This window comes from Pseudomonas sp. Mb7, from assembly GCF_054790525.1.
This window is the reverse complement of sequence record NZ_CP186501.1, coordinates 2,673,476-2,696,111: the sequence shown is the minus strand read 5'-3', so window position 1 is coordinate 2,696,111 and position 22,636 is coordinate 2,673,476. Positions and strand designations below refer to the sequence as shown.

15 protein-coding genes are annotated in these 22,636 nt (G+C 59.5%); 8 read left to right on the top strand and 7 right to left on the bottom strand.

The features are described 5' to 3' along the window. Positions 1-24 precede the first annotated feature (24 nt). The 5 genes from ACOYXH_RS12265 to ACOYXH_RS12245 are packed head-to-tail and all read left to right on the top strand — an operon-like array spanning position 25 to position 6,569. Positions 25-3,516: a response regulator gene (locus tag ACOYXH_RS12265; RefSeq protein WP_095126069.1), complete on the top strand. Its 3,492-nt coding sequence runs from the start codon at positions 25-27 to the stop codon at positions 3,514-3,516. Then, positions 3,516-4,349, top strand: coding sequence for a CheR family methyltransferase (locus tag ACOYXH_RS12260; protein ID WP_093431257.1), 834 nt, complete (start codon positions 3,516-3,518; stop codon positions 4,347-4,349). Before ACOYXH_RS12265 ends, ACOYXH_RS12260 begins: the two co-directional genes overlap by 1 nt. Beyond that, the gene (locus ACOYXH_RS12255) at positions 4,346-4,939 is read left to right on the top strand and encodes a chemotaxis protein CheB (protein WP_220556262.1); all 594 of its coding nucleotides are present in this window, start codon (positions 4,346-4,348) and stop codon (positions 4,937-4,939) included. The genes ACOYXH_RS12260 and ACOYXH_RS12255 overlap by 4 nt, the downstream gene beginning before the upstream one ends. Further along, positions 4,933-6,147 (top strand): hybrid sensor histidine kinase/response regulator, encoded by a 1,215-nt coding sequence (locus ACOYXH_RS12250; protein WP_095050852.1) that lies wholly within the window; start codon positions 4,933-4,935, stop codon positions 6,145-6,147. Before ACOYXH_RS12255 ends, ACOYXH_RS12250 begins: the two co-directional genes overlap by 7 nt. Before the next feature lie 44 nt (positions 6,148-6,191). Beyond that, the gene (locus tag ACOYXH_RS12245; RefSeq protein WP_003225116.1) at positions 6,192-6,569 is read left to right on the top strand and encodes a response regulator; all 378 of its coding nucleotides are present in this window, start codon (positions 6,192-6,194) and stop codon (positions 6,567-6,569) included. A 101-nt stretch (positions 6,570-6,670) separates the two neighbouring features. Here ACOYXH_RS12245 and ACOYXH_RS12240 read toward each other — a convergent pair whose 3' ends face one another. The 3 genes from ACOYXH_RS12240 to ACOYXH_RS12230 all read right to left on the bottom strand — a co-directional run bounded on the left by ACOYXH_RS12240 (position 6,671) and on the right by ACOYXH_RS12230 (position 11,027). Continuing rightward, positions 6,671-8,341: an ATP-binding protein gene (locus ACOYXH_RS12240; RefSeq protein ID WP_095050851.1), complete on the bottom strand. Its 1,671-nt coding sequence runs from the start codon at positions 8,339-8,341 to the stop codon at positions 6,671-6,673. After that, positions 8,338-9,840 (bottom strand): ATPase domain-containing protein, encoded by a 1,503-nt coding sequence (locus ACOYXH_RS12235; protein WP_093431272.1) that lies wholly within the window; start codon positions 9,838-9,840, stop codon positions 8,338-8,340. The genes ACOYXH_RS12240 and ACOYXH_RS12235 overlap by 4 nt, the downstream gene beginning before the upstream one ends. A 131-nt stretch (positions 9,841-9,971) precedes the next feature. Then, the gene (locus ACOYXH_RS12230) at positions 9,972-11,027 is read right to left on the bottom strand and encodes a tetratricopeptide repeat protein (RefSeq protein WP_220556259.1); all 1,056 of its coding nucleotides are present in this window, start codon (positions 11,025-11,027) and stop codon (positions 9,972-9,974) included. Between the two features lie 170 nt (positions 11,028-11,197). Here ACOYXH_RS12230 and ACOYXH_RS12225 point away from each other — a divergent pair, with 170 nt between their 5' ends. From ACOYXH_RS12225 to ACOYXH_RS12215, 3 genes are read left to right on the top strand one after another with little or no spacing between them, the layout of a single operon-like run. Beyond that, positions 11,198-13,333, top strand: coding sequence for an FUSC family protein (locus tag ACOYXH_RS12225; protein ID WP_258708282.1), 2,136 nt, complete (start codon positions 11,198-11,200; stop codon positions 13,331-13,333). Continuing rightward, positions 13,323-13,523: a DUF1656 domain-containing protein gene (locus tag ACOYXH_RS12220; protein ID WP_007914938.1), complete on the top strand. Its 201-nt coding sequence runs from the start codon at positions 13,323-13,325 to the stop codon at positions 13,521-13,523. The genes ACOYXH_RS12225 and ACOYXH_RS12220 overlap by 11 nt, the downstream gene beginning before the upstream one ends. A gap of 4 nt (positions 13,524-13,527) precedes the next feature. After that, on the top strand, positions 13,528-14,472 hold the full coding sequence (locus ACOYXH_RS12215; RefSeq protein ID WP_095050848.1) for a biotin/lipoyl-binding protein: 945 nt from the start codon (positions 13,528-13,530) through the stop codon (positions 14,470-14,472). A 124-nt stretch (positions 14,473-14,596) separates the two neighbouring features. Here the strand turns inward: ACOYXH_RS12215 and ACOYXH_RS12210 are convergent, their stop codons facing one another. From ACOYXH_RS12210 to ACOYXH_RS12195, 4 genes are all read right to left on the bottom strand, one after another. After that, on the bottom strand, positions 14,597-16,018 hold the full coding sequence (locus ACOYXH_RS12210) for an efflux transporter outer membrane subunit (RefSeq protein WP_095126067.1): 1,422 nt from the start codon (positions 16,016-16,018) through the stop codon (positions 14,597-14,599). Then, positions 16,015-19,194, bottom strand: coding sequence for an efflux RND transporter permease subunit (locus tag ACOYXH_RS12205; protein ID WP_095126066.1), 3,180 nt, complete (start codon positions 19,192-19,194; stop codon positions 16,015-16,017). Before ACOYXH_RS12205 ends, ACOYXH_RS12210 begins: the two co-directional genes overlap by 4 nt. 15 nt (positions 19,195-19,209) lie before the next feature. Continuing rightward, entirely contained in the window at positions 19,210-20,463 is a 1,254-nt protein-coding gene (mexE, locus tag ACOYXH_RS12200; RefSeq protein WP_077573018.1) for a multidrug efflux RND transporter periplasmic adaptor subunit MexE, read from the bottom strand. A 272-nt stretch (positions 20,464-20,735) separates the two neighbouring features. Further along, positions 20,736-22,475, bottom strand: a complete 1,740-nt coding sequence (locus tag ACOYXH_RS12195) for a dipeptidase (protein ID WP_460410756.1) — start codon at positions 22,473-22,475, stop codon at positions 20,736-20,738. Between the last annotated feature and the right edge of the window lie 161 nt (positions 22,476-22,636).

The following is a 22,636-nucleotide window of genomic DNA, read 5'->3' as shown; positions in this document are numbered from 1 at the left end:
TCAACAGTTCGACAAGGCTGCCCCATGTCCTCTCCGTCTACGGTTGATGAGCAACGGTTTCGCAAACTCCTGAGTCGCAACATCAGTCTGCCTTTGGGCGTCGGTGTGCTCAGTGCCGTGTTCTTCGTGTCGCTGATCACTTATCTGCTGTCGGTAATCCAGTGGGTGGAGCACACCGACCGGGTGATCAATAACGCCAACGAAGCGGTGAAGCTGACCGTGGACCTTGAAACCGGCATGCGTGGTTTCCTGCTCAGCGGCGACGAGCATTTCCTCGACCCGTACGAAACGGCCAAGCCGCGCATCGCGGTGGCCCTCAGTACCTTGCTCGAACTGACCGCCGACAACCCTGTACAAACCGATCGTCTGCGCCGTCTGCAAGCCTTGCAGGTTGAGTGGTCCAATTACGCCCAGTCGATGATCGATCTGCAGCGCTCCAGTGGCGACTACCGGGGCGCGGTCAAGGCCGGACGCGGCAAACGCCTGACGGACGAGATCCGCAAGCAATTCGAAGACGTCATCGAGACCGAACAGGTCCTGCGCACCACGCGCAATGAAGACGTGCGCCGCACCACGATCTGGAGCATCAGCCTCTATCTGGTGTTCATTGCCGGTATCAGTGGCTTGCTGGCCTATATCGGCCGGCGTGATCTGGTCAACCTGTCGACCAACTACAGCGCCAACCTTGCCGCGCAGCAAGCCAGTGCCGAACGTCTCGAGCAGCAGGCCTGGTTGCGCAATGGTCAGACCGAGCTGGCCGAGCAGGTGCTGGGGCAACTGACGCTGAATCTGCTGGGGCGCAATATTCTGCAGTTCTGCGCGCAGTATCTGGGCACCGCCGTGGCCGCACTGTATGTGCGTGAAGAACACGGCGGCCTCAAGCGGGTGGCTACTTACGGTTTCTCCCGCGAGCAGGAAGAACAAGATCAGTCGATCTACAGCGGCGAAGGTATTGTTGGCCAAGTGGCGCAGCAGGCGCGGTTGATCCGTCTGGATTCGGTGCCGTCGGACTACTTCAAAGTCAGCTCGGGGCTGGGCGAAGGCTTGCCGCACAGTGTGCTGGTGGTGCCGACCAGCGATGACGACCGCGTCAATGGTGTGATCGAGCTGGGTTTCCTGCGCCCGCTCAATGATCGCGATATCGAACTGCTGGAGCTGATTGCCGCCAACATCGGTACGTCCATCGAAGCTGCGCGCTACCGTCAGCGTTTGCAGGAAGTGCTGGCGGAAACCCAGCAACTCAACGAAGAGTTGCAGGTGCAGCAGGAAGAGTTGAAAACCGCCAACGAAGAACTGGAAGAGCAGTCGCGGATTCTCAAGGAATCCCAGGCGCATCTGGAAACCCAGCAAGTCGAACTGGAACAGACCAACGAGCAACTTGCCGAACAGGCGCAGACGCTGGCCGAACAACGCGACGCCATGGATCTGAAAAACACCGAACTCAATCAGGCTCAGGTACAACTCGAAGAGCGCGCCGAAGAGCTTCAACGCTCGAGCAAGTACAAGTCCGAATTCCTCGCCAACATGTCCCACGAACTGCGCACGCCGCTGAACAGTTCGCTGATTCTGGCCAAGTTGCTCGCGGAGAACCCACAGGACAACCTCAGCGCCGAACAGGTCAAGTTTGCCGAGTCGATTTACTCCGCCGGCAACGATCTGCTCAACCTGATCAACGACATTCTGGACATCTCCAAGGTCGAGGCGGGCAAGCTCGAAGTGATTCCGGAGAACACCAGCGTGGCGCGTCTGGCCGATGGTCTGCGCAGCGTGTTCGAACCTTTGGCGGCAGACAAACAGCTGACCTTCAGCGTCGATGTGCAACCTGGCGCACCGGGCATGCTCTACACCGACCGTCAGCGGCTGGAGCAGGTGATCAAGAACCTGCTGTCCAACGCCGTGAAGTTCACCGAGAAGGGCGCGGTCAGCCTGACCGTCGCTGGCCAGCCGGATGATCGGGTCGCGTTCATCGTGCGCGATTCGGGTATCGGCATCGCCGCCGACCAGCAGGAAAGCATTTTCGAAGCCTTCCGCCAGGCCGACGGCACCACCAACCGCAAGTACGGCGGCACCGGTCTGGGCCTGTCGATTTCGCGGGATCTGGCGACCTTGCTTGGCGGTTCGATCAGCGTCAGCAGCACACCGGGGCAGGGCAGTGTGTTCACATTGCTGTTGCCGCAGCAGTTCAACGAGTCCAATGAAGTTGCGTTCGCACCGTTGACCTTTACCCCGCCAGCGGCGGTGGCCAGCGCGCCACTGGCGCCGGTTGTTTCGCCGTTGGCGCCGGTGCATATTCCGCGCTTCGCCGATGACCGCAACAAGGCTCCATTCGCCACGCGCTGCATTCTGGTGGTGGAAGACGAGCCGAACTTTGCGCACATCCTCTACGATCTGGCGCATGAACTGGGCTATCAGTGCCTGGTGGCCCATGGCGCGGACGAAGGTTACGACCTCGCCAAAGAGTTCGTGCCGGACGCGATCCTGCTCGACATGCGCCTGCCGGATCACTCCGGCCTCACCGTGCTGCAACGCCTGAAGGAACACGCCGGAACCCGGCACATCCCGGTGCATGTGATTTCCGTCGAGGACCGTGTCGAAGCGGCAATGCACATGGGCGCGATCGGCTATGCGGTCAAACCGACCACCCGCGAAGAGCTCAAGGACGTGTTCGCCCGTCTCGAAGCCAAGCTGACCCAAAAGGTCAAACGCGTGCTGTTGGTCGAGGACGACGATTTGCAGCGCGAAAGCATTGCCCGTCTGATCGGTGACGAAGACATCGAAATCACCGCCGTCGGCCTCGCGCAGGATGCTCTGGAGCTGCTGCGCACGACGATCTACGACTGCATGGTGATCGACCTGAAGTTGCCGGACATGCTCGGCAATGACCTGCTCAAGCGCATGTCCACCGAAGACATCTGCTCGTTCCCGCCGGTTATCGTCTACACCGGGCGCAACCTGACCCGCGATGAAGAGGCCGAACTGCGCAAGTACTCGCGCTCGATCATCATCAAGGGCGCACGTTCGCCAGAGCGCTTGCTGGACGAGGTCACACTCTTTCTGCACAAAGTCGAATCGCAGTTGTCCCATGAACGGCAGAAGATGCTCAAGACCGCGCGCAGCCGCGACAAGGTCTTCGAGGGTCGCAAAGTGCTGTTGGTGGACGACGATGTGCGTAACATTTTCGCCCTCACCAGCGCCCTGGAGACCAAAGGCGCAGTCGTGGTCATCGGCCGTAACGGGCGTGAGGCGATTGAAAGACTCAATGAGGTCGAGGACATCGATCTGGTGTTGATGGACGTGATGATGCCGGAAATGGATGGTTTTGAAGCCACCATTGAAATCCGCAAGGATCCGCGCTGGCGCAAGTTGCCGATCATCGCGGTGACGGCCAAGGCCATGAAAGACGATCAGGAGCGCTGCCTGCAGGCGGGTGCCAATGATTACCTGGCCAAGCCTATCGACCTGGATCGCCTGTTCTCGCTGATTCGCGTGTGGTTACCAAAAATGGAACGCATTTAGTGGAACGCAGTACGCCAGCCGAACGAAACAGTGAAATCGAACTGCGCTTGTTGATTGAGGCGATCTACCTCAAGTACAGCTACGATTTTCGCGATTACTCCGGCGCTTCGATCAAGCGCCGGGTGCAGCACGCGCTGAGCCAGTTCGAGTGCGCGACCATTTCGGCATTGCAGGAAAAGGTTCTGCATGACCCGACAGCGTTCATGCAGTTGCTGCAATTGCTGACGATTCCGGTCAGCGAGATGTTTCGTGACCCGTCGCACTTCCTCGCGATCCGCCGGGAAGTGGTGCCGCTGCTGCGCACTTATCCGTCGATCAAGATCTGGATCGCCGGGTGCAGCACGGGCGAGGAGGTCTATTCGATGGCGATTCTGTTGCGCGAGGAAGGCCTGCTCGATCGCACGATCATCTATGCCACCGATATCAACCCACGCTCGCTGGACAAGGCCAAGCAGGGGATTTTCTCGATGGAGAATGTTCGTGCGTACACCGCCAACTATCAGCAAGCTGGTGGCCAGCGATCGTTTGCCGACTACTACACTGCAGCGTACGGTTACGCGATTTTCGACAAGAGCCTGTGTGAGAACGTGACCTTCGCCGACCACAGTCTGGCGACGGACAGCGTGTTCTCCGAAACTCAATTGATTTCCTGTCGCAACGTACTGATTTACTTCAACAAGAAACTTCAGGACCGCGCCTTTGGTCTGTTTCATGAATCGCTGTGCCACCGCGGCTTTCTAGTACTGGGCAGCAAGGAAACGCTGGATTTCTCCGGTTACGCGAATCAGTTCGAAGCGCTGGTCAAACAAGAACGGATCTACCGCAAAACATGAACGAGGCCGTGGATTTACCTCGCGTCGACGCAATAGTGGTCGGAGCTTCCGCCGGTGGCGTCGAGGCGCTGCTGAGCCTGCTCGGACCGCTACGCCGAGGCTACAGGTTGCCGATCATTGTGGTCCTGCACCTGCCCGAAGAGCGCCGCAGCCAATTGGCCGAGGTCTTCTCCCGGCGTGTGGAGATGCCGGTGCACGAGGCTGCCGACAAACAGGACATCGTTGCCGGCAACGTGTATTTCGCCACGCCGGGTTATCACCTGTCGGTGGAGCAGGATCGCAGCCTCTCGTTGAGCCTCGAGGAGCGCGTGCATTACTCACGGCCATCGATCGACTATCTGTTTGAGTCGGCCGCCGACGCCTACGGTTCTTCCTTGGCCGCTGTACTGCTGACCGGCGCCAATCACGATGGCGCGCGCGGGTTGGCCGAGGTCAAGCGCTGCGGCGGTTTGACCATCGTCCAGGACCCCGAAGACGCGCAAGTCGCCACCATGCCCTTGGCTGCCCTGAAGATTCAGCAGCCGGATCATGTCCTATCCATTCACGGCATCGGCCGTCTGCTTGTCGAGCTGGAACGAATCGCATGCTGAGTAATATCCAAGCCAAACTGCTGATCGTCGACGATCTGCCGGAGAACCTGCTGGCGCTCGAAGCGCTGATCAAGCGCGAAGACCGTACCGTCTATAAAGCTCTATCGGCGGATGAAGCGCTGTCGTTGTTGCTGCAACATGAGTTCGCCATGGCCATCCTCGACGTGCAGATGCCGGGCATGAATGGCTTCGAACTCGCCGAGTTGATGCGTGGTACCGAGAAAACCAAGAATATCCCGATTATTTTCGTCAGCGCCGCCGGCCGTGAACTGAATTACGCGTTCAAGGGTTACGAGAGCGGGGCGGTGGACTTTCTGCACAAACCGCTGGATATCCATGCGGTCAAAAGCAAGGTCAATGTCTTCGTCGATCTGTACCGCCAGAGCAAAGCGCTCAAGCAACAGCTTGAAGCCCTGGAGCAGGCCCGTCGCGAGCAGGAAGCGCTGCTGCAACAACTGCAGAACACCCAGCTGGAGCTGGAGCAGGCCGTGCGCATGCGTGATGACTTCATGTCCATCGTTGCCCATGAAGTGCGTACGCCGCTCAACGGCCTGATCCTCGAAACCCAGTTGCGCAAGATGCACCTGGCCCGTGACAACGCCGCCGCGTTCACCCTCGACAAGATGCACGCCATGGTCGACCGCGATGAGCGGCAGATCAAAAGCCTGATCCGCTTGATCGAAGACATGCTCGACGTCTCGCGCATTCGCACCGGCAAATTGTCGATCCGACCGAGTCGTTTCGATCTGGTGCAACTGGTCAGCAACCTGCTGCAAAATTTTGCGCAACAGATCGAAGCCGCTGAAACCGAAGTGTCGTTTACCGCGCCAGTACCGGTGGAAGGCCATTGGGACGAGTTCCGCATCGAGCAGGTAGTCACCAATCTGCTGACTAACGCTCTGCGTTACGGCGGTCGCAGCCCGATCCAGGTGCGGGTTTACTGTGAAGGTGATGAAGCGCGGATCGAGGTGCAGGACCGTGGCATCGGCATCAGCCAGGACAACCAGAAGCGTATTTTTCAACAGTTCGAACGGGTTTCCGCCAAGACGGTAGTGGCCGGGCTCGGGCTGGGTCTGTTCATTTCCGAGCAGATCGTCGCCGCCCATGGCGGCTCCATCGTCGTCGAGAGTGAAATCAACGAAGGCGCCCTGTTTCGCGTTTGTCTGCCAATCCAGGAAAACGGCAAATCCGACGCAACCTCTGAGTGACCACACGGTCGTATCAGCAGCTATTGACCGAACAAAGGCTTCCCATGAGCGTAGATGCACAAGATGTAGTACTCGTCGTCGAGGACGAACCGGTTATCTTGATGGTCCTGACGGATTACCTGTCAGGGCAGGGGTATCGCGTGTTGCAGGCCGAAAACGGCGAGCAGGCGTTCGAAATTCTTGCGAGCAAGCCACATCTGGACATGTTGATCACCGATTTCCGCTTGCCCGGCGGGATCTCCGGTGTGCAGATCGCCGAGCCGGCCGTTAAGCTGCGCCCGGACCTTAAAGTGATTTTCATCAGCGGTTATCCGCAGGAAATCCGCGAAACCGGCAGCCCGATCACGCGCAAGGCGCCGATCCTGGAAAAGCCGTTCGACCTGGATGTGTTGCAGGAAAAGATTCAGGAATTGCTCGCCTGATATCTGTGTAGGAGCTGCCACAGGCTGCGATCTTTTGATCTTTTTTAACGATCAACATCAAAAGATCGCAGCCTGCGGCAGCTCCTACAGTTTCAGTATTATCAGCTTTTGATCATCTCCCGCACCTTGGCGGTCAGCAGGTCAAACGTGAACGGTTTGGTGATCATCTGCATCCCCGAATCGAGGAACCCGCCACGCACTCCCGCGTGCTCGGCGTATCCGGTGATAAACAGGACCTTCAGACCTGGCCGATATTGTCGACCAACCTCCGCCAGTTGCCGGCCGTTCATGCCCGGCAGACCGACATCACTGATCAGCAGATCGATGCGCTGCGTCGAGTTCAGAATCGGCACCGCGCTGTCAGCATCCCAGGCCTCGACAAAGGCATAACCCAACTCACCGAGTACCGCGCAAACCAGCACGCGCACGGCCGGGTCGTCTTCGACGATCAGCACGGTTTCGCCGTCAAGCGCATCCGGCAATTGCGGAATATCGGCGACGGGGCTGGCCAGTTCTTCGCCGCGAAAGCGCGGCAAGTACAGTCTCACTGTGGTGCCTTCATCGATCTCGCTGTCGATCGAGACATGGCCGCGTGACTGCTTGCTGAAACCGTAGATCATCGACAGGCCCAGTCCCGTGCCCTGGCCGATCGGTTTGGTGGTGAAAAACGGATCGAACGCACGGTTGATGACACTTTGTGGCATGCCACTGCCGTTGTCGGTGACGCTGAGCATCACGTAATCACCGGGTTCGAGGTTGTTGTAAGCCTCGGTGAATTCGCGCTTGAGCACCTGGTTGCTGGTCTCGACCACCAGTTTGCCGCCGTCGGGCATCGCGTCGCGGGCATTGATCACCAGGTTGAGCAGGGCGCTTTCCAGTTGATTGGGATCCGCCTCCGCAACCCACAGATTGTCGTTGAGGCGCATGTCCAGCTGAATGCTTTCGTTGAGGCTGCGTTGCAGCAACTCGCCCATGGACTGCACCAGGGTGTTCATCTGCACTGCTTTGGAGTCGAGCGACTGTCGGCGCGAAAAAGCCAGCAAGCGGTGGGTCAGGCCGGCGGCGCGATTGGCCGAAGTCACGCCCAGATCAATCAGGCTGTCGAGGTCATCGGTGCGACCACGGGCCAACCGTCGACGCAACAATTCAAGGCTGCCGATGATGCCGGTGAGCATGTTGTTGAAGTCGTGGGCGATACCACCGGTGAGTTGGCCGACCGCTTCCATTTTCTGTGATTGGCGCAGCGCTTCTTCGTTGTGGCGCAGTTGTGCGGTGCGCTCTTCGACCTGTTGCTCAAGGGTTTCCAGCGTCGATTGTAGGCGCCGTTCGCTCTCACTCAGATCGATCAGCCGGTCGCGGGCTTCGTATTGTCGTCGGCGGCCGCGCAATGCGGCGGAAACCATACTGACCAGCGTCGCCGGATGAAACGGTCGCTCAAGGAACGTCACGTTGCCCAGCAGATCGCTGAGGCGTGAGGAGGGGCCCTGTTCCTGACCGCCGTGATGGGTCAACAGCACAATCGGCAGATCCGACCAGGCAGGTTGCTCTTCCAGATACAGGAACAGCGCTTCCAGTTCCGGCCCGCGCAAGGCTTCGGCGGCGACCAGCACCAGGCCGGCACCGATTTCGATTTCCTTGCACAGCGCACCCAGACTTGGCGTGACGACTCCGCCGTAACCCGCCTCGTTGAGGATCATCAGCGCAATCTGGCTGTCGCGACCCACGGGCGCCAGAATCAGCGCCCGTTCGGCCAGCGGCACTTGAACCGTCACAAGCGCTCTTCCTGCAGTAACGGATTACTCGCGCCGAGGTATGTCGGGACACCGCGCAGTACGCCCTGAAAGGCCTCCAGCGGTTCGCCGATGGTCATGCCTTGCGTGGAAATGCGGTATTCACGAATGGTCGATTCGTGGCTGCCGGTGCGTTTCTTGATGATCGAGATCGCGCGGCGGACTTTGCCTAGTGCTTCGAAGTAGCGCAACAGAATCACCGTGTCAGCCAGATAAGTAATGTCGACCGGCGCTTGCATGTCGCCGACCAGACCATGCTGGGCAACCGTCATGAACGTCGCCGCGCCTTTGCGGTTGAGGTACAGCAACAGTTCGTGCATGTGCAGCACCAGCGCGTTCTCTTCCGGCATTGCTGCCTGATAGCCGTTGATGCTGTCGATAACCACGGTTTTGATTTGACCTTCATCGACGCAGCGCCGCACGCGGTGGGAGAACTCGCCCGGTGACAGTTCGGCGGCGTCGACCTGTTCGATCAACAGATTGCCGGTCGCCTGCAGGGCCTTGAGGTCGATGCCGATGTTTTTCATGCGCTCGAACAGCAGGCCGAGTTCTTCATCGAAGATAAACAGTGCGGCTTTCTCGCCACGGAGCACCGCAGCGGCGGCGAAGATCATCGAGATCAGCGATTTACCGGTACCGGCAGGGCCGAGAATCAGCGTGCTGGAGCCGGTCTCGATGCCGCCGCCGAGCAGGGCGTCCATTTCCGGGATGCCACTGGACAGTTGCAAACGCGCATAGTCGCCACGGTGTTCAGCCGCCACCAGACGCGGGAATACGTGCACGCCGTCGCCCATGATGGTGAAGTCGTGGAAACCGCCGCGATATTTCTGGCCCCGGTACTTGACCACTCGCACGCGTCGCCGCTCGGCGCCGTAGTTAGGCGTCAGCTCTTCGAGGCGGATCACCCCGTGGGCCACACTGTGCACGGTTTTGTCGAGGGATTCGGTGGTCAAGTCGTCAAGCAGCAGTACCGTGGCGTTGTAGCGCACGAAGTAATGCTTGATGGCCAGAATCTGCCGGCGATAACGCAAAGAGCTTTGTGCCAGCAAGCGGATCTCCGACAGGCTGTCGAGCACCACACGCGTGGGCTTGAAACGTTCGACCGCTTCGAAAATCTGCTTGGTGGCTTCGCCCAGTTCCAGGTCGGAGGAATACAGCAGGCTCTGCTGGTGCTCAGCATTGAGCAGGCTTTCCGGGGGCGTCAGCTCGAAGATCTTGATGTTGTCATCCAGCGTCCAGCCGTGGGACGACGCCCCTTGCCTCAGTTCGCGCTCGGTTTCCGAGAGCGTGATGTACAACGAGCGTTCGCCGGCTTTCGCGCCGGCCAGGAGAAAATGCAAAGCGACCGTGGTTTTGCCGGTTCCGGGCTCACCCTCCAGCAAAAAAACATGACCGCGAGACAAACCACCGGCCAGGATGTCATCCAGACCCACAATGCCGGTAGCGGCTTTCGCACTGATCAACTCGTTAGAAGTAGACAAAAAATGCCCTCTCATGACTAAGGGAAGCGAGGCCGCCAACTAATTGAGCGGCCTGATTAACTTGACCCTATGGCGTGATGGCAGTTCCGAAATTCCTTGCCGGATGTGTCCAACGAGCGGTCAAAAGTACTTCAGAGGCCTTGCTGTAACGCAGGATCATCGGGGTTCAGCTGTTCCAGTTGCGCCAGCAGGATCTGCACATTCTGCAGTTGTCCGCTTTCCTTCCAGTAATTGATCAGCAAGACCCGCGCCTTGCGGTCGGCGGGGTGGCGCTGGACGATTTCCTGCAACTGCTTCTGCGCCGCTTCCAGTTCTTCGGCGCTGTGCAGGGTGGTGGCGAGGTCGTAGCGATAATCCTTGTTGTCCGGCTCAAGCTCCACCGCTTTGGACAAACCGAGCAGGGCGTATTCGCGCTGATCGTGGTGCAACAGCCAAAGGCCCAAGGCATGTTGCAGATAAGCCGAGTCAGGTTGTGCCTTGAGTTGCTGGCCCAGCAATTGGCGGGCGGCATCGGTTTGGCCCTGGCGATCGAGGACATCGATCTGCATCACCAGCGCCTGCAGATTGCCGGGTTCCATGCGCAGGGTATTCTCAAGCGCGACCTGTGCCTCCTTGAGTTCGGCGTTGTGTAGATGCAGTCGGGCCAGTTGCGCGTAGTTGGCAGCGCTTTCCGGCAGGGCCTTGAGCGTTTGCTCCCAACCGTCGATCGCTTGTTGCAGCGGCGCGAAATACAGCCCCAGCTCATCCGGGGTCAAGCCAAGCAGGGCGTTGATCGCGGCGAAGCGAACAGTTTGATCCTCATCCTCGAGCATTGGCCCGAGCAACAGGCTTCGTTGCCCGCCTGGCACCAGTCCGACCACGCTTTTGATCGCCGCCAGGCGCACGGCGGGGGATTCGTTTTGCAGGTCTGTGTCGGCCAGCTTCAACGCCTGTGGACTCGGATAGTTAGGCAGCTCGCCATGCAGCCACACGCGGCGCTTGACCGAAATGTCCGGACGGCCCAGTTGTTGATACAACTGACGCGCCGCGCCCGGTTGCCCCTTGCGCGCGGCATCCAACGCCTCGCTATAGCCGTGTTTGATCGCATCGGGTATGACCGGCACGGTGCTGCGCACGGACAACCACGCGACAATGACGATAAGCACAAGGCCCAGGCTGATAAGCAAGTAGCGGCGAGACTGAGGCATGCAGGTTTCCGAAACAGGCGTTCTTGAGCAGAGCGGCAAGCTTCGGTCAGCTTCGGCCATGAGTCAAACTCTTGCATGCGAATCGCCCTACAAACTGCGTCGACTCAGTTACCCGTCAGGCTTTCGTTGCAGTGTCTACGCTTGCAGAAGTTGCTTCGATGAGTCTACCCATGCAAGCCCTGTTCAATTACTTCAAGGCCGTGATCCACCCCGGTCAGGCCGTCCTGCTGTTTGCCCTGCGGACCATTGCGGCGGGGTTGCTGACGCTGTATCTGGCGTTTCTGTTCGATCTCGATCAGCCCAAGTGGTCGATCATGGCGGTGGTCATTGTCAGCCAGCCGTTGGCCGGAATGGCGCTGGCACGCAGTTTCGGCCAGGTGATCGGCACGACGCTTGGGGCAGCGGTGGCGGTAGTGATCATGGCGATCTTTCCCCAGGCCCCGCTGCCATTCATTACCACTCTGGCACTGTGGCTGGCGCTGTGCACGGCCGGCGGCACGTTGCTGCGCTACACCAGCTCGCAAGCGTTTGTGCTCAGTGGTTACACCGCTGTGGTCGTGGCGCTATTGGCAATTCCCGACCAGGACGGCACGTTTCTGTTGGCGGTAACCCGCGTCACGGAAACCTTGCTGGCCGTGGCGTGTGTATGTGTGGTCAGTCTGCTGACGGCGAGGCCGCAAGCGGTGGCCAAGGGGTATTTCGCCAAAGTCGATCAGGTGATCAAACTGGCCGCCAGCCATGCCGCCGCCGTGCTTCGTACGGAAGAAAGCGAAGCGGAGTTCCAGCACCGGCAAATGCAACTGCTCGGCGAGATCAGCGCCCTTGAAGGCCTGCGGCGGCACTTGTATTTCGATGCGCCGCGCTTACGCAGTGCCAGCCATCTGGTGCTGCTGTTGGGCAACCAACTGATGCTGCTGACCTCTCGGTTGACCGCATTACGTCATCAGCGCGAACTGCTTACCGAACGCTGGGAAGGCGATCTGCCGCTGGATATCCAGCGCTTGCGCGCCGAAGAGCTAGCGCTGCTCGATCAGTTGGCAGAGCAAGGGCGAGCGCTACCCGAACCCGCACGCCAGCACTTCGTCAAGCTGCAACAACAGTTCGAGGCGTTGGCGTATCAGGCCGAGCAGTTGACTGAAAACATGAGCGCCACCTTGCGCTCGCTGGCCTGGGCGCTGCGCTGGGAACAGGCGCGGCTATTGCAGCAACTGGAGCAAATCCTTGAGCTGAGCGATGCGATTCAGGAAGGGCGTGAGGCCAGTTGTCTTTATCGCGGTCAGGTCAGCCCTCTGCATCTGGATTTCACCCTGGCGTCGATGAATGCGATCCGTGCGTTCACCGCGCTGCTGGTCGCCGGATTGATCTGGATCGAAACCGCGTGGGACGGCGCGCGGGGCGGGATGATTCTGGTGGGAATCCTCTGCTCGCTGATGGCGACGTTCCCGCGTCCGCTGATGGCCGCGCAGAGTTACGCCCGTGGCCTGGGGCTGGCGCTGGTGGTCTCGGCGTTCTACCAATTCATGCTGGTGCCGGCGATCAGTGATTTCGAGCTGCTGGCAATGCTGCTGGCGCCGCTGCTGTATGTGATCGCAATCGGTCTGGCCAGCCCGGCGACGGCAGGCATCGGCATGGGGCTGGGGTTGTCGAGTTTCCTGATGCTCGGCCCGCAGAATGTCGGTACCGGGCAGAACACGGCGATTCAATGGTTCGAATTTGCCGGCGCCTATGTCAGTGCGGCCATGCTTGCCCTGATCGTTTATGCGTGGATTTTCCCGTTTCGCCCGGCGTGGCGCCTTCGCCGTTTGTATAACGAAGCGCGCGAGCAGGTGTATGCGCTGACCAAAACGCCCGCGACCGATGAGCAACAGTTTGCCTTTGAAAGCCGCATGGTCGATCGCCTGACCAGCATGCTCGGCCTGCTGCCGGCGGTGAACAGCCGGCCCATGCAGCAACTGTATGAAATCAGCCTGGCTTGCGTAGCTCTGGGTGTAGCGATGCATCAATTGAGGCAGCAGGCACACAACAATGCATTGCTGACGGACGCTTTCAATCAGCGTCTGGCTTCGGCCGTGCGCAAGACCGGGCGCTTTGTCGCCGGGCGGCAGGACGTTCAATTGGCGCCATTGCTGGCCACCCTGCACACATTGGGCGACGAGCTGGATGAACTGCACGTCGCCAGCCATGAGCATGTGTGGTCGCTGTTTCGTATGCGTGTGGCCCTGCTGATCGTGGTGTCATTCCTGCAGCGCCACGGTGACGCCATCCAGCATTCTGTTCCGGAAGGAGAAGCAGCCCTTGCCCATTGATTTCGAGATTGGCGGTGTCTATCTGCCGCCCATTGCTCAGGCGTTATTGTTGGCCATTCCGATATTCATGCTGCTGGACTGGGGATTGCGGCGTTTGGGCGTGTTGCGTCTGGTCTGGCATGAGGCGCTGTTCGAGGGCGCCTTGTATGCCTGTGTGTGTGCCACGCTGATTTTGCTGATGGGAGCCTGATGCCTTGAAAGTGCTATTCACGCGATTGATCACGTTGGCGGTGGTGCTGCTGGCGATCGTCCTCGGCTGGTTTGCCTGGGAACATTACACGCGCGCGCCATGGACTCGCGATGCCCGGGTCAGGGCAGACGTGGTGACGCTGTCGGCGGATGTGTCGGGGCGTATTGTCAGTCTGGCGGTGCAGGACAACCAGCATGTGCAGAAGGGGCAACTGTTGATGGAGATCGACCCGGCGCGCTATCGCCTCGCGGTGGAGCACTCGCGGCGTTCGGTGGAAGTGGCGAAGGCAACGCTGGGGCAGTCGCAAGCGGCCATTGTTGCCAGCGAAGCCTTACTCAAGCAGCGGCAAAGCGAAGAACGTCGACGGCGTACGCTCAAGCAGGGTTTTGCGATTTCCGGGGAGGAGTGGGAGAAGTCCAGTACCGATGTGGCGGTGGCCCAGGCGGATCTGCTGCGCAATCAAGCCAATCTCGGCCTCGCTGAGGCCAACGTGCAGTTGGCGATTGCCGCACTGACCCAGGCCGAACTGGATTTACAGCGCACCCGCGTCGAGTCGCCAGTCAGCGGTTACGTGACCAACCTCCTGACCCGTGAAGGTGACTACGCGGTGAGCGGCGGTGCTTTGTTGGCGCTGGTCGACAGTGACTCGTTCTACATCAGTGGTTATTTCGAAGAAACCAAACTGCCACGAATCGGCGAGGGCGATCGGGTCCGCGTGCAATTGATGAGCGGGGAGATTTTCGGCGGCACGGTGCAGAGCATTGCCTTCGCCATTGCCGACCGCGAAAACGCGCCGGGCAGTCGGCTGCTGGCCAACATCAACCCGAGTTACACCTGGGTGAAACTGGCGCAACGGGTGCCGGTGCGGATCGACATTGATGGCGACTATGCCGGCAAGAACCGCCTGCGTGCGGGCACCACAGCGACCGTCACTGTGCTGGAGAACTGATCCCTTTAGGAACAGTGGCGTTCGGGTGATGTGGCGAGGCATAAAAAAGCCCCGCGACCGAATGATACGCGGGGCAAAAAATTTGGTTGGTTGCGGCCAACCAAAGGAGCTCTTTAACAATCGATTACTTGCTGGCGACAGTCTCCGGTTGCCAGCCGCCGCCAAGGGCCTTGTAGATCGCGACAATGCCGCGATACAGGTCAACTTCGGCCTGGGCCTGACTGTCTTCGGCGTTCAGACGTTCACGCTGAGCGTCGAGCAGCACTAGGAAGTCCGTGGTGCCTTCGCGATAGCGGATTTCAGCCAGGTCAGCCGCCTTGCGGCTTGATTCACTCTGACGGATCAACGAGATCAGGCGTTGCTGACGCTTGCCGTAATCGCTGAAGGCGTTTTCCGATTCTTCCAGTGCCAGCAGCACTTGTTGCTCGTAAGTCGCCAATGCGCCTTCGGCTTCAGCATCGGCGCCACGCAAACGCGCGCGTACGCTGCCAAGGTCGAACGCGGCCCATGTGATGCTAGGGCCAAGTGCCCAGGCGTTGGCCGCCGAGGAACCGATTTGCGAACCACGCCCGGCTGTCCAGCCTAGGAAGCCGCTAAGGCTGACCCGTGGGAACAGATCGGCTTTCGCGACGCCGATGCGCGCTGTGGCCGAAGCCAGGTTGCGTTCCGCGCTGAGGATGTCCGGACGACGTTGCAGCAGTTCGCCCGGGTCACCGATCGGCAAGGCTTTGGCAATCGCTGGCAAGTCTTTTGGACTCAGATCAACGGTCAGCTTGTCCGGACGCTCACCGAGCAGGGTGGCGATGCGGTTTTTCTGCCGAACCTGTTCCGCCTGCAACTGCGGCACGGTGGCTTCAACGTTGGCCAGACGCGCATCGGCGCGCTCGACATCGAGCTGATCACCGACACCGGCGTCTCTCAGGCTGATGGTGATCTTGCGCGACTCTTCTTGGTTTTTCAGGTTGGCCACGGCGATCTTTTCGCGCAGTTGCGCACCACGCAGTTGACCATAAGCGTCCACCAGTTCGGCAATCATGGTGACTTGCAGTTGGTACAGATCGGCCTCGGCCGCTTGCTGGTCGGCGTCGCTGGCTTCCAGATTGCGCTGGATGCGGCCAAACAGGTCCAGCTCCCAGGCCATGTCCAGACCGAGGTCATAGCGTTCGCTATTGACCCGGTCGGTGGTCTGGCCAGGGATTTGCCCCTTGGCCAGATCACTGCTGGCGCGGCTGGTGATGGTCGGCATCGCATCGTTGCTGGCGTCGTCGCGGATCGCCCGGGCGGCTTTCCAGCGCGCGAACGCCACGCGCAGTTCACGGTTGCCTTGCAGTGATTGGGTCACCAACTGGTTGAGGGTCGGATCGTCGAATTGCTGCCACCAGATGCCTTCGAATTTAGAACGGTCGAAGTTCTTTTGCCCGGCGGCGCCGTCGGTGGCGGCCGTGATATTGGCCGCCTCCGTGGCGGGGGTCTTGTAGTCGGGGCCGACGGCGCAGGCACTGAGGGCCAGCACCAGCAAACTCGGCAGGAAGACTTTCAGACTCATTGTTGCGCCTCCAGTTTCATGGCCTTGGCCGCTTTGCGGGCCTCACTGCGTTCAACGAAGTTACGGATCAGTACGTAGAACACTGGCGTCAGCAACAGACCGAAGAAGGTCACCCCGAGCATGCCGGAGAACACCGCCACACCCATGGCGTGACGCATCTCGGCACCGGCACCGCTGGAGAACACCAGTGGCACCACACCCATGATGAACGCGAAGGAAGTCATCAGGATCGGCCGCAGACGCAGACGGCAGGCTTCGAGTACCGCCGCGAGCGGATCGAGACCTTCTTCCTGTTTGTCCTTGGCGAACTCGACGATCAGAATCGCGTTCTTACAGGCAAGTCCCACCAGTACGATCAAGCCGATCTGGGTGAAGATGTTGTTGTCACCGCCCGAGATGATCACACCGGTGATGGCCGACAGTAGGGTCATCGGTACGATCAGGATCACCGCCAGTGGCAGGCTCCAGCTTTCGTATTGAGCGGCGAGCACCAGGAACGCCAGCAGTACGCAGAGCGGGAACACGAACAGCGCGGTGTTGCCGGACAGGATCTGCTGGTAGGTCAGGTCGGTCCACTCGTAGGTCATGCCGTTTGGCAGTTCATCCTTCAGCAGTTTCTCGATGGCTTTCTCGGCCTGGCCGGAGCTGTAGCCCGGGGCAGCCGCGCCGTTGATTTCTGCAGTGATGAAGCCGTTGTAGTGCATCACGCGATCCGGACCCGAGGTGTCGCTGACCTTGATGAAGGTCGCCAGCGGGATCATTTCGCCCTTGTTGTTGCGTACTTTCAGCTGACCGATCTGATCGGATTCGAGGCGGAACTGTTGCTCGGCCTGAACGTTGACCTGATAGGTGCGCCCGAAGCGGTTGAAGTCGTTGGCATACAGCGAACCCAGGTAGATCTGCAGGGTGTCGAAGATGTCGCTGACAGCCACGCCGTGAGTCTTGGCTTTTTCACGGTCGATGGCGGCATCGACCTGAGGCACGTTCACGGTGTAGCTGGTGAACAGCCCGGCCAGTTCCGGCACGCTGTGGCTCTTGTTGATGATGTTCATGGTTTCTTTGTACAGCTCGTCGTAGCCCAGGTTGCCCCGGTCTTCGATTTGCAGGCGGAAACCACCAATGGTGCCCAGACCTTGTACCGGCGGTGGCGGGAAGATCGCCATGTACGCCTCTTGAATGTTCGCGTACTGGCCGTTCAAGGCCCCGGCAATCGCACCGGCGGACATGCTCGGGTCTTTACGCTCGTCGAACGGTTTCAGCGTCACGAAGACGATGCCGGCGTTCGGGCTGTTGGTGAAGCCGTTGATCGAAAGGCCCGGGAACGCTACGGCGCTTTCCACGCCTGGCTGTTTCAGCGCCATGTCAGACATGCGCTTGATCACGTCTTCGGTGCGATCCAGGCTAGAAGCGTCTGGCAATTGCGCGAAAGCCACCAGGTATTGCTTGTCCTGGCCGGGTACGAAACCGGTCGGGGTGCTGGAGAAACCGAAGAAGGTCAGCACCATCAGGCCTGCGTACAGCAGCAGGGCGATGCCGCTGCCACGGATAACCCGGCGCACGGTGCCGACATAGCCATGGCTGGCACGGTCGAAGAAACGGTTGAACGGACGGAACAACCAGCCACCGAAGATCTTGTCGAGCACTTTGGAGAAGCGGTCTTTCGGTGCGTCATGGCTTTTCAGCAACACGGCGGCCAGTGCTGGCGACAGGGTCAGCGAGTTGAACGCCGAAATCACGGTCGAGATTGCAATGGTCAGTGCGAACTGCTTGTAGAACTGCCCGGTGAGGCCGGAGATAAACGCTGCCGGAACAAACACCGCACACAGCACGAGCGCCGTCGCGATGATCGGGCCGGTCACTTCACGCATCGCCCGTTTGGTTGCTTCGACCGGTGTCAGTCCGAGTTCGATGTTCCGTTCGACGTTCTCCACCACCACGATGGCGTCGTCCACTACGATACCGATCGCCAGTACCAGGCCGAACAGCGACAAAGCGTTGAGCGAGAAGCCGAACAGGTGCATCACCGCAAACGTACCGATCAACGACACCGGTACCGCCACCAACGGAATGATCGAGGCACGCCAGGTTTGCAGGAACAGGATCACTACCAGCACCACGAGAATCAGCGCTTCAAAGAGGGTGTGAACCACCGCCTCGATCGAGCCTCGCACGAAGATCGTCGGGTCATAGACGATGCTGTAGTCCATGCCTTGCGGGAAGTTTTTCTTCAGCTCGTCCATCTTGCCGCGAACTTCGTTCGAGATGTCGATGGCATTGGAGCCTGGGCGCTGGAAAATCGGAATGGCCACTGCCGGCTGGTTGTCCAGCAACGAACGCAGCGCGTATTGGCTGGAGCCCAGCTCGACGCGAGCGATGTCTTTGAGGCGAGTGATTTCACCGTTGTCGCCTGCGCGAATAATGATGTTCTCGAACTCTTCCTCGCTGACCAGTCGGCCCTGAGTGTTGACCGACAGCTGGAAGCTCTGGGCATTCGGGGCAGGGGGCGCACCGAGTTGACCGGCCGCGACTTGACGGTTCTGTTCACGAATTGCCGTGACCACATCAGTCGCCGTCAGATTGCGCGAAGCGGTCTTGTTCGGGTCAAGCCAGACACGCAGCGAGTAGTCGCCCATACCGAACAGCTGTACGTCGCCGACACCGTTCAGACGAGCGAGCTCATCCTTGATGTTGAGGATTGCGTAGTTGGACAGGTAGAGCATGTCGTAGCGCTTGTCCGGGGAGGTCAAGTGCACAACCATGGTCAGGTCGGGCGACGCTTTGTCGACGGTGATACCGATGCGCGTCACTTCCTCGGGAAGCTTCGGCTCGGTGCGGGTCACCCGGTTTTGCACCTGCACCTGCGCATTGTCCAGGTCAGTGCCCAGAGCGAAGGTAATGGTCAGGGTGATCTTGCCGTCGGCGGTCGACTGCGAGGACATGTACAGCATGTTCTCGACGCCGGTGATGGCTTGCTCCAGCGGAGCGGCCACGGTTTCACCGATGACTTTAGGGTTGGCGCCCGGGAAGTTGGCACGCACCACCACGGTCGGTGGCACGACTTCCGGGTATTCGCTGATCGGTAGCTGGAACAGCGAGATCGCACCGGCGATCAGGATCAACAGCGACAGCACCGCTGCGAAGATCGGCCGTGAAATGAAGAATTGGGAAAAATTCATCGGAGTTGTCGTCCCTTAACCGCGTGGGGTCGTAGCAGCCAGCTTCACAACCGAACCGGACGCGCCTTTGGCAGGGGCGACTTTGGGCAGGTTGCTGGCTTCCAGCGCTTGACGTTGTTGAGCGAGTGCCGCGATGGTCTGTTCGCTGGCCATCGGCACCACTTCAGGGGTAACCGGGGAGCCAGGACGAACCCGTTGCAGACCCTTGACGATGATCGTGTCGTCCTTGTTCAGGCCGTTACGGACGATGCGCAGGCCTTCGATCTTCGGACCCAGTTCAACGGCGCGGTATGCGGTTTTGTTGTCCGCATCCATCACCAGTACGAACTTCTTGCCCAGGTCAGTGCCGACCGCTTCATCGTTGATCAGCATGGCGTTGTAGGTGCCGCTGCCGACCAGTTTCAGGCGTGCGTACAGGCCCGGGGTGTAGGTGCCATCGCTGTTGTCGAACACCGCGCGACCACGGATGGTGCCGGTTTTCGGGTTGACCTGGTTATCGACGAAGTTCATCTGACCGAGGTGCGGGTTGCCGTCTTCGTTGGACAGGCCCATGTACACCGGGGTGGTCGCGCCGCGCTGACCGTTACGGGCGAGTTGGGTGTATTTGAGGAACACACGCTCGTCGGCGTCGAAGTAGGCATAAACACGGTCGGTGGAAACCACACTGGTCAGCGGCGTGGTGTCGGCGGTCACCAGGTTACCGGCGGTGATCTCGGCACGGCTGACGCGGCCACTGATCGGCGCGGTGACACGGGTGAAGCTGAGGTTCAGTTTGGCCAGATCCAGTTGCGCTTGCAGGGCACCGACGGCGGCGCGGGCTTCTTGAGCGGCGCTGGTGCGCGAGTCGGCCAGTTCGGCGGAAATGGCGTTGCTGGCACGCAGGCGTTCACCACGACCGGCTTCGTTTTCACTGCGGGTGGCGTTGGCGCGGGATTGAGCAACCAGGGCTTCGAGGCGGCGTACCTCAGCCTGGAATGGACGCGGATCGATCTGGAACAGCAGGTCGCCTTTCTTGACCAGTGCGCCTTCAGTGAAAGCGACGTCATCAATCTGGCCGGAGACCCGTGGACGGATTTCAACGGTTTCCGGCGCTTCTAGGCGCCCGGTGAATTCGTCCCACTCGTTGACCGGTTGTTCCAGCACCTTGGCCACGCTGACTTTCGCAGCGGGCATAGTGGCGGCAGTCTCCGGAGTCTTGCCGCAGGCGCTCATCACCAGTACGGCCAACATGGCCAACGGGAAGCGCAAATGTTTGAGTGACTGTTCCATGGATGCATCCGCCAATGTATTGAAGATGGGCGGATGATGCTCGGCGGGGTGTGATGGCACGAATCGAATGAAGCAAAGGTAACTATCATTCGGAATGATATAAGGCCCGAACGAGCCCTCTAGCATGCACCTTTCGTTAGGTGGCTATCAATCTCTCTGAGGGCAATTCTGTGTTGCCCGGTGTGCAAAAGTCAGGAGAGAAGCTGCGCGGCGGGGATTATGCGCGGATTAAATATGCCGAACCCGCCATGGCGGCGGGTTCGACAATACGGTCAGAGTTTCGGCAACTGGCCGATGCGTCCGATCATTTCAGTCACGATCTGCAGATCCAGCTGGAATTGCTCCACAGTCTTGAACTCGCCATCGGTGTGACCGGTGTATTTCACGTTCGGCATGGCCAGACCAAACTGCACACCGTTCGGCAATTCATGCACCGAGGTGGCGCCAGCGGAGGTGCCGAACTCGTGTTTCATGCCCAGATTTTCAGTCGATACCGCCAGCAGCGCCTTGACCCACTCACCTTCAGGGTTGCGGTACATCGGCTCGGCGATCGAATAGTCGAAGGCAACGGCTACATGGCTCTTTTTGCTCCACGCCGCCAGTTTCTCAGCGATTTCAGCTTTGAGCTTCTCCGGCGACTTACCTTTCGGAACGCGCAGGTTGACTGCGAGTTTGAAAGCTTTTTCGTCCATGCCGACGTAGGTCAGCGAGGTCGTCAGCGGCCCCATGAAGGCATCGGAGAAGCCGACATTCAACTTGTTGCCCAGGTAATCCAGACCCCAATTGTCGGCAGCGTAACGCGCGGCATCGGTGATGTGGTTGTGCTTGAACGCGACTTTGCCATCAAGGCTATTGATAAAGACCAGCATCCGCGCGACCGGGTTGACCCCGGATTCGGGCTCGGAGGAGTGCGCAGATACGCCAGTCACGGTGAGTTTGACGTCTTTGCCGTCGACCTTGGCGCTCACCTGGAAATCGCCGCCATTGCGCTTGGCAAACTCGTCACCGGCCTTTTGCAGACTGGCGGCCAGTTCCGCAGGCTTGTCGGTGACCAGCGTGGCGACCGACGCCGATGGAATCTGGTTAGTCGCCAGGCCACCTGTCATCGAGATGATTTCCGCGCCTTTGCCTTCACCTTTGCGCTTGGCAAAGTTGGCCATGACGGTGCCGTAGCCTTTCTCGGCAATCACCACCGGGTAACCACCATCCAGCGCCAGGTTGTAGTTTGGCGTCGGGTTGCGTTCGAAGTAGTAAGGGATCGCGTCGCCCGTGGTTTCTTCGGTGGTGTCGACCAGCAACTTGAAGTTGCGCACCAGCGGCAGTTTTTCTTCCTTGATGACTTTCATGGCATACAGCGTGACGACGATACCGTTCTTGTCATCCTCGGTGCCGCGACCGTACATGCGATCGCCGATCAGGGTGATCTTGAACGGGTCGAGGCGGGTGCCATCCTTGAGCACCCAGTTTTCCGGCGTCACCGGCACCACGTCGGCATGCGCGTGAATACCAACCACTTCATCGCCACTGCCATCGAGGGAAATCTCGTAGACGCGGTTGTCGATGTTGCGGAATTTCAGATTGAACGACTCGGCGAGACTTTTGATCTTCGCCGCTATCTTGATGAATTCCGGATTGTCGTGCTGCTCAACGCCGTCCTTGCGAAAGGTCGGGATTTCCACCAGTTCGCGCAGGGTTTCAGTGGCGGCAGCGCTGTATTTCGCTCGCGTGTAGATACCCAGCAGACGATAGATTTCGTTCTGCTGCTCGGCGTTTAAAGTCTTGTTATCGAGATAGGCGCCAATCGCCGGACCAATGTCAGCGGTTTTCGCCAGATCGCTCTTGCCCAAGTTGCCGAGGAACTGGCGGAAGTCTGTGGCTTTGTCTGCACTGTAAGTCTTGAGAATTTCAGCGCTCTGCTGCGGGGTGATATTGGCTTGCGCGGGCGCCGTGAACACGGCAAGACCGGCCAGCATCAACGTGGTGGCAGCCAGTTTTTTGAAAGGGACATTCATTACGAAGGGCATTCCTTTGCAGGGCAGTGAGTTAGGCGTGCCTCAAGGTTGAGACACATACGCTTACAAGCTAACACCGTGCCAGAGCCTTGCGGGAGTCCTGAAAGGGGATGTGTCGCACAAAAATGCAAAAGAGGCGCACAAATAAAAAAGCCCGGGGA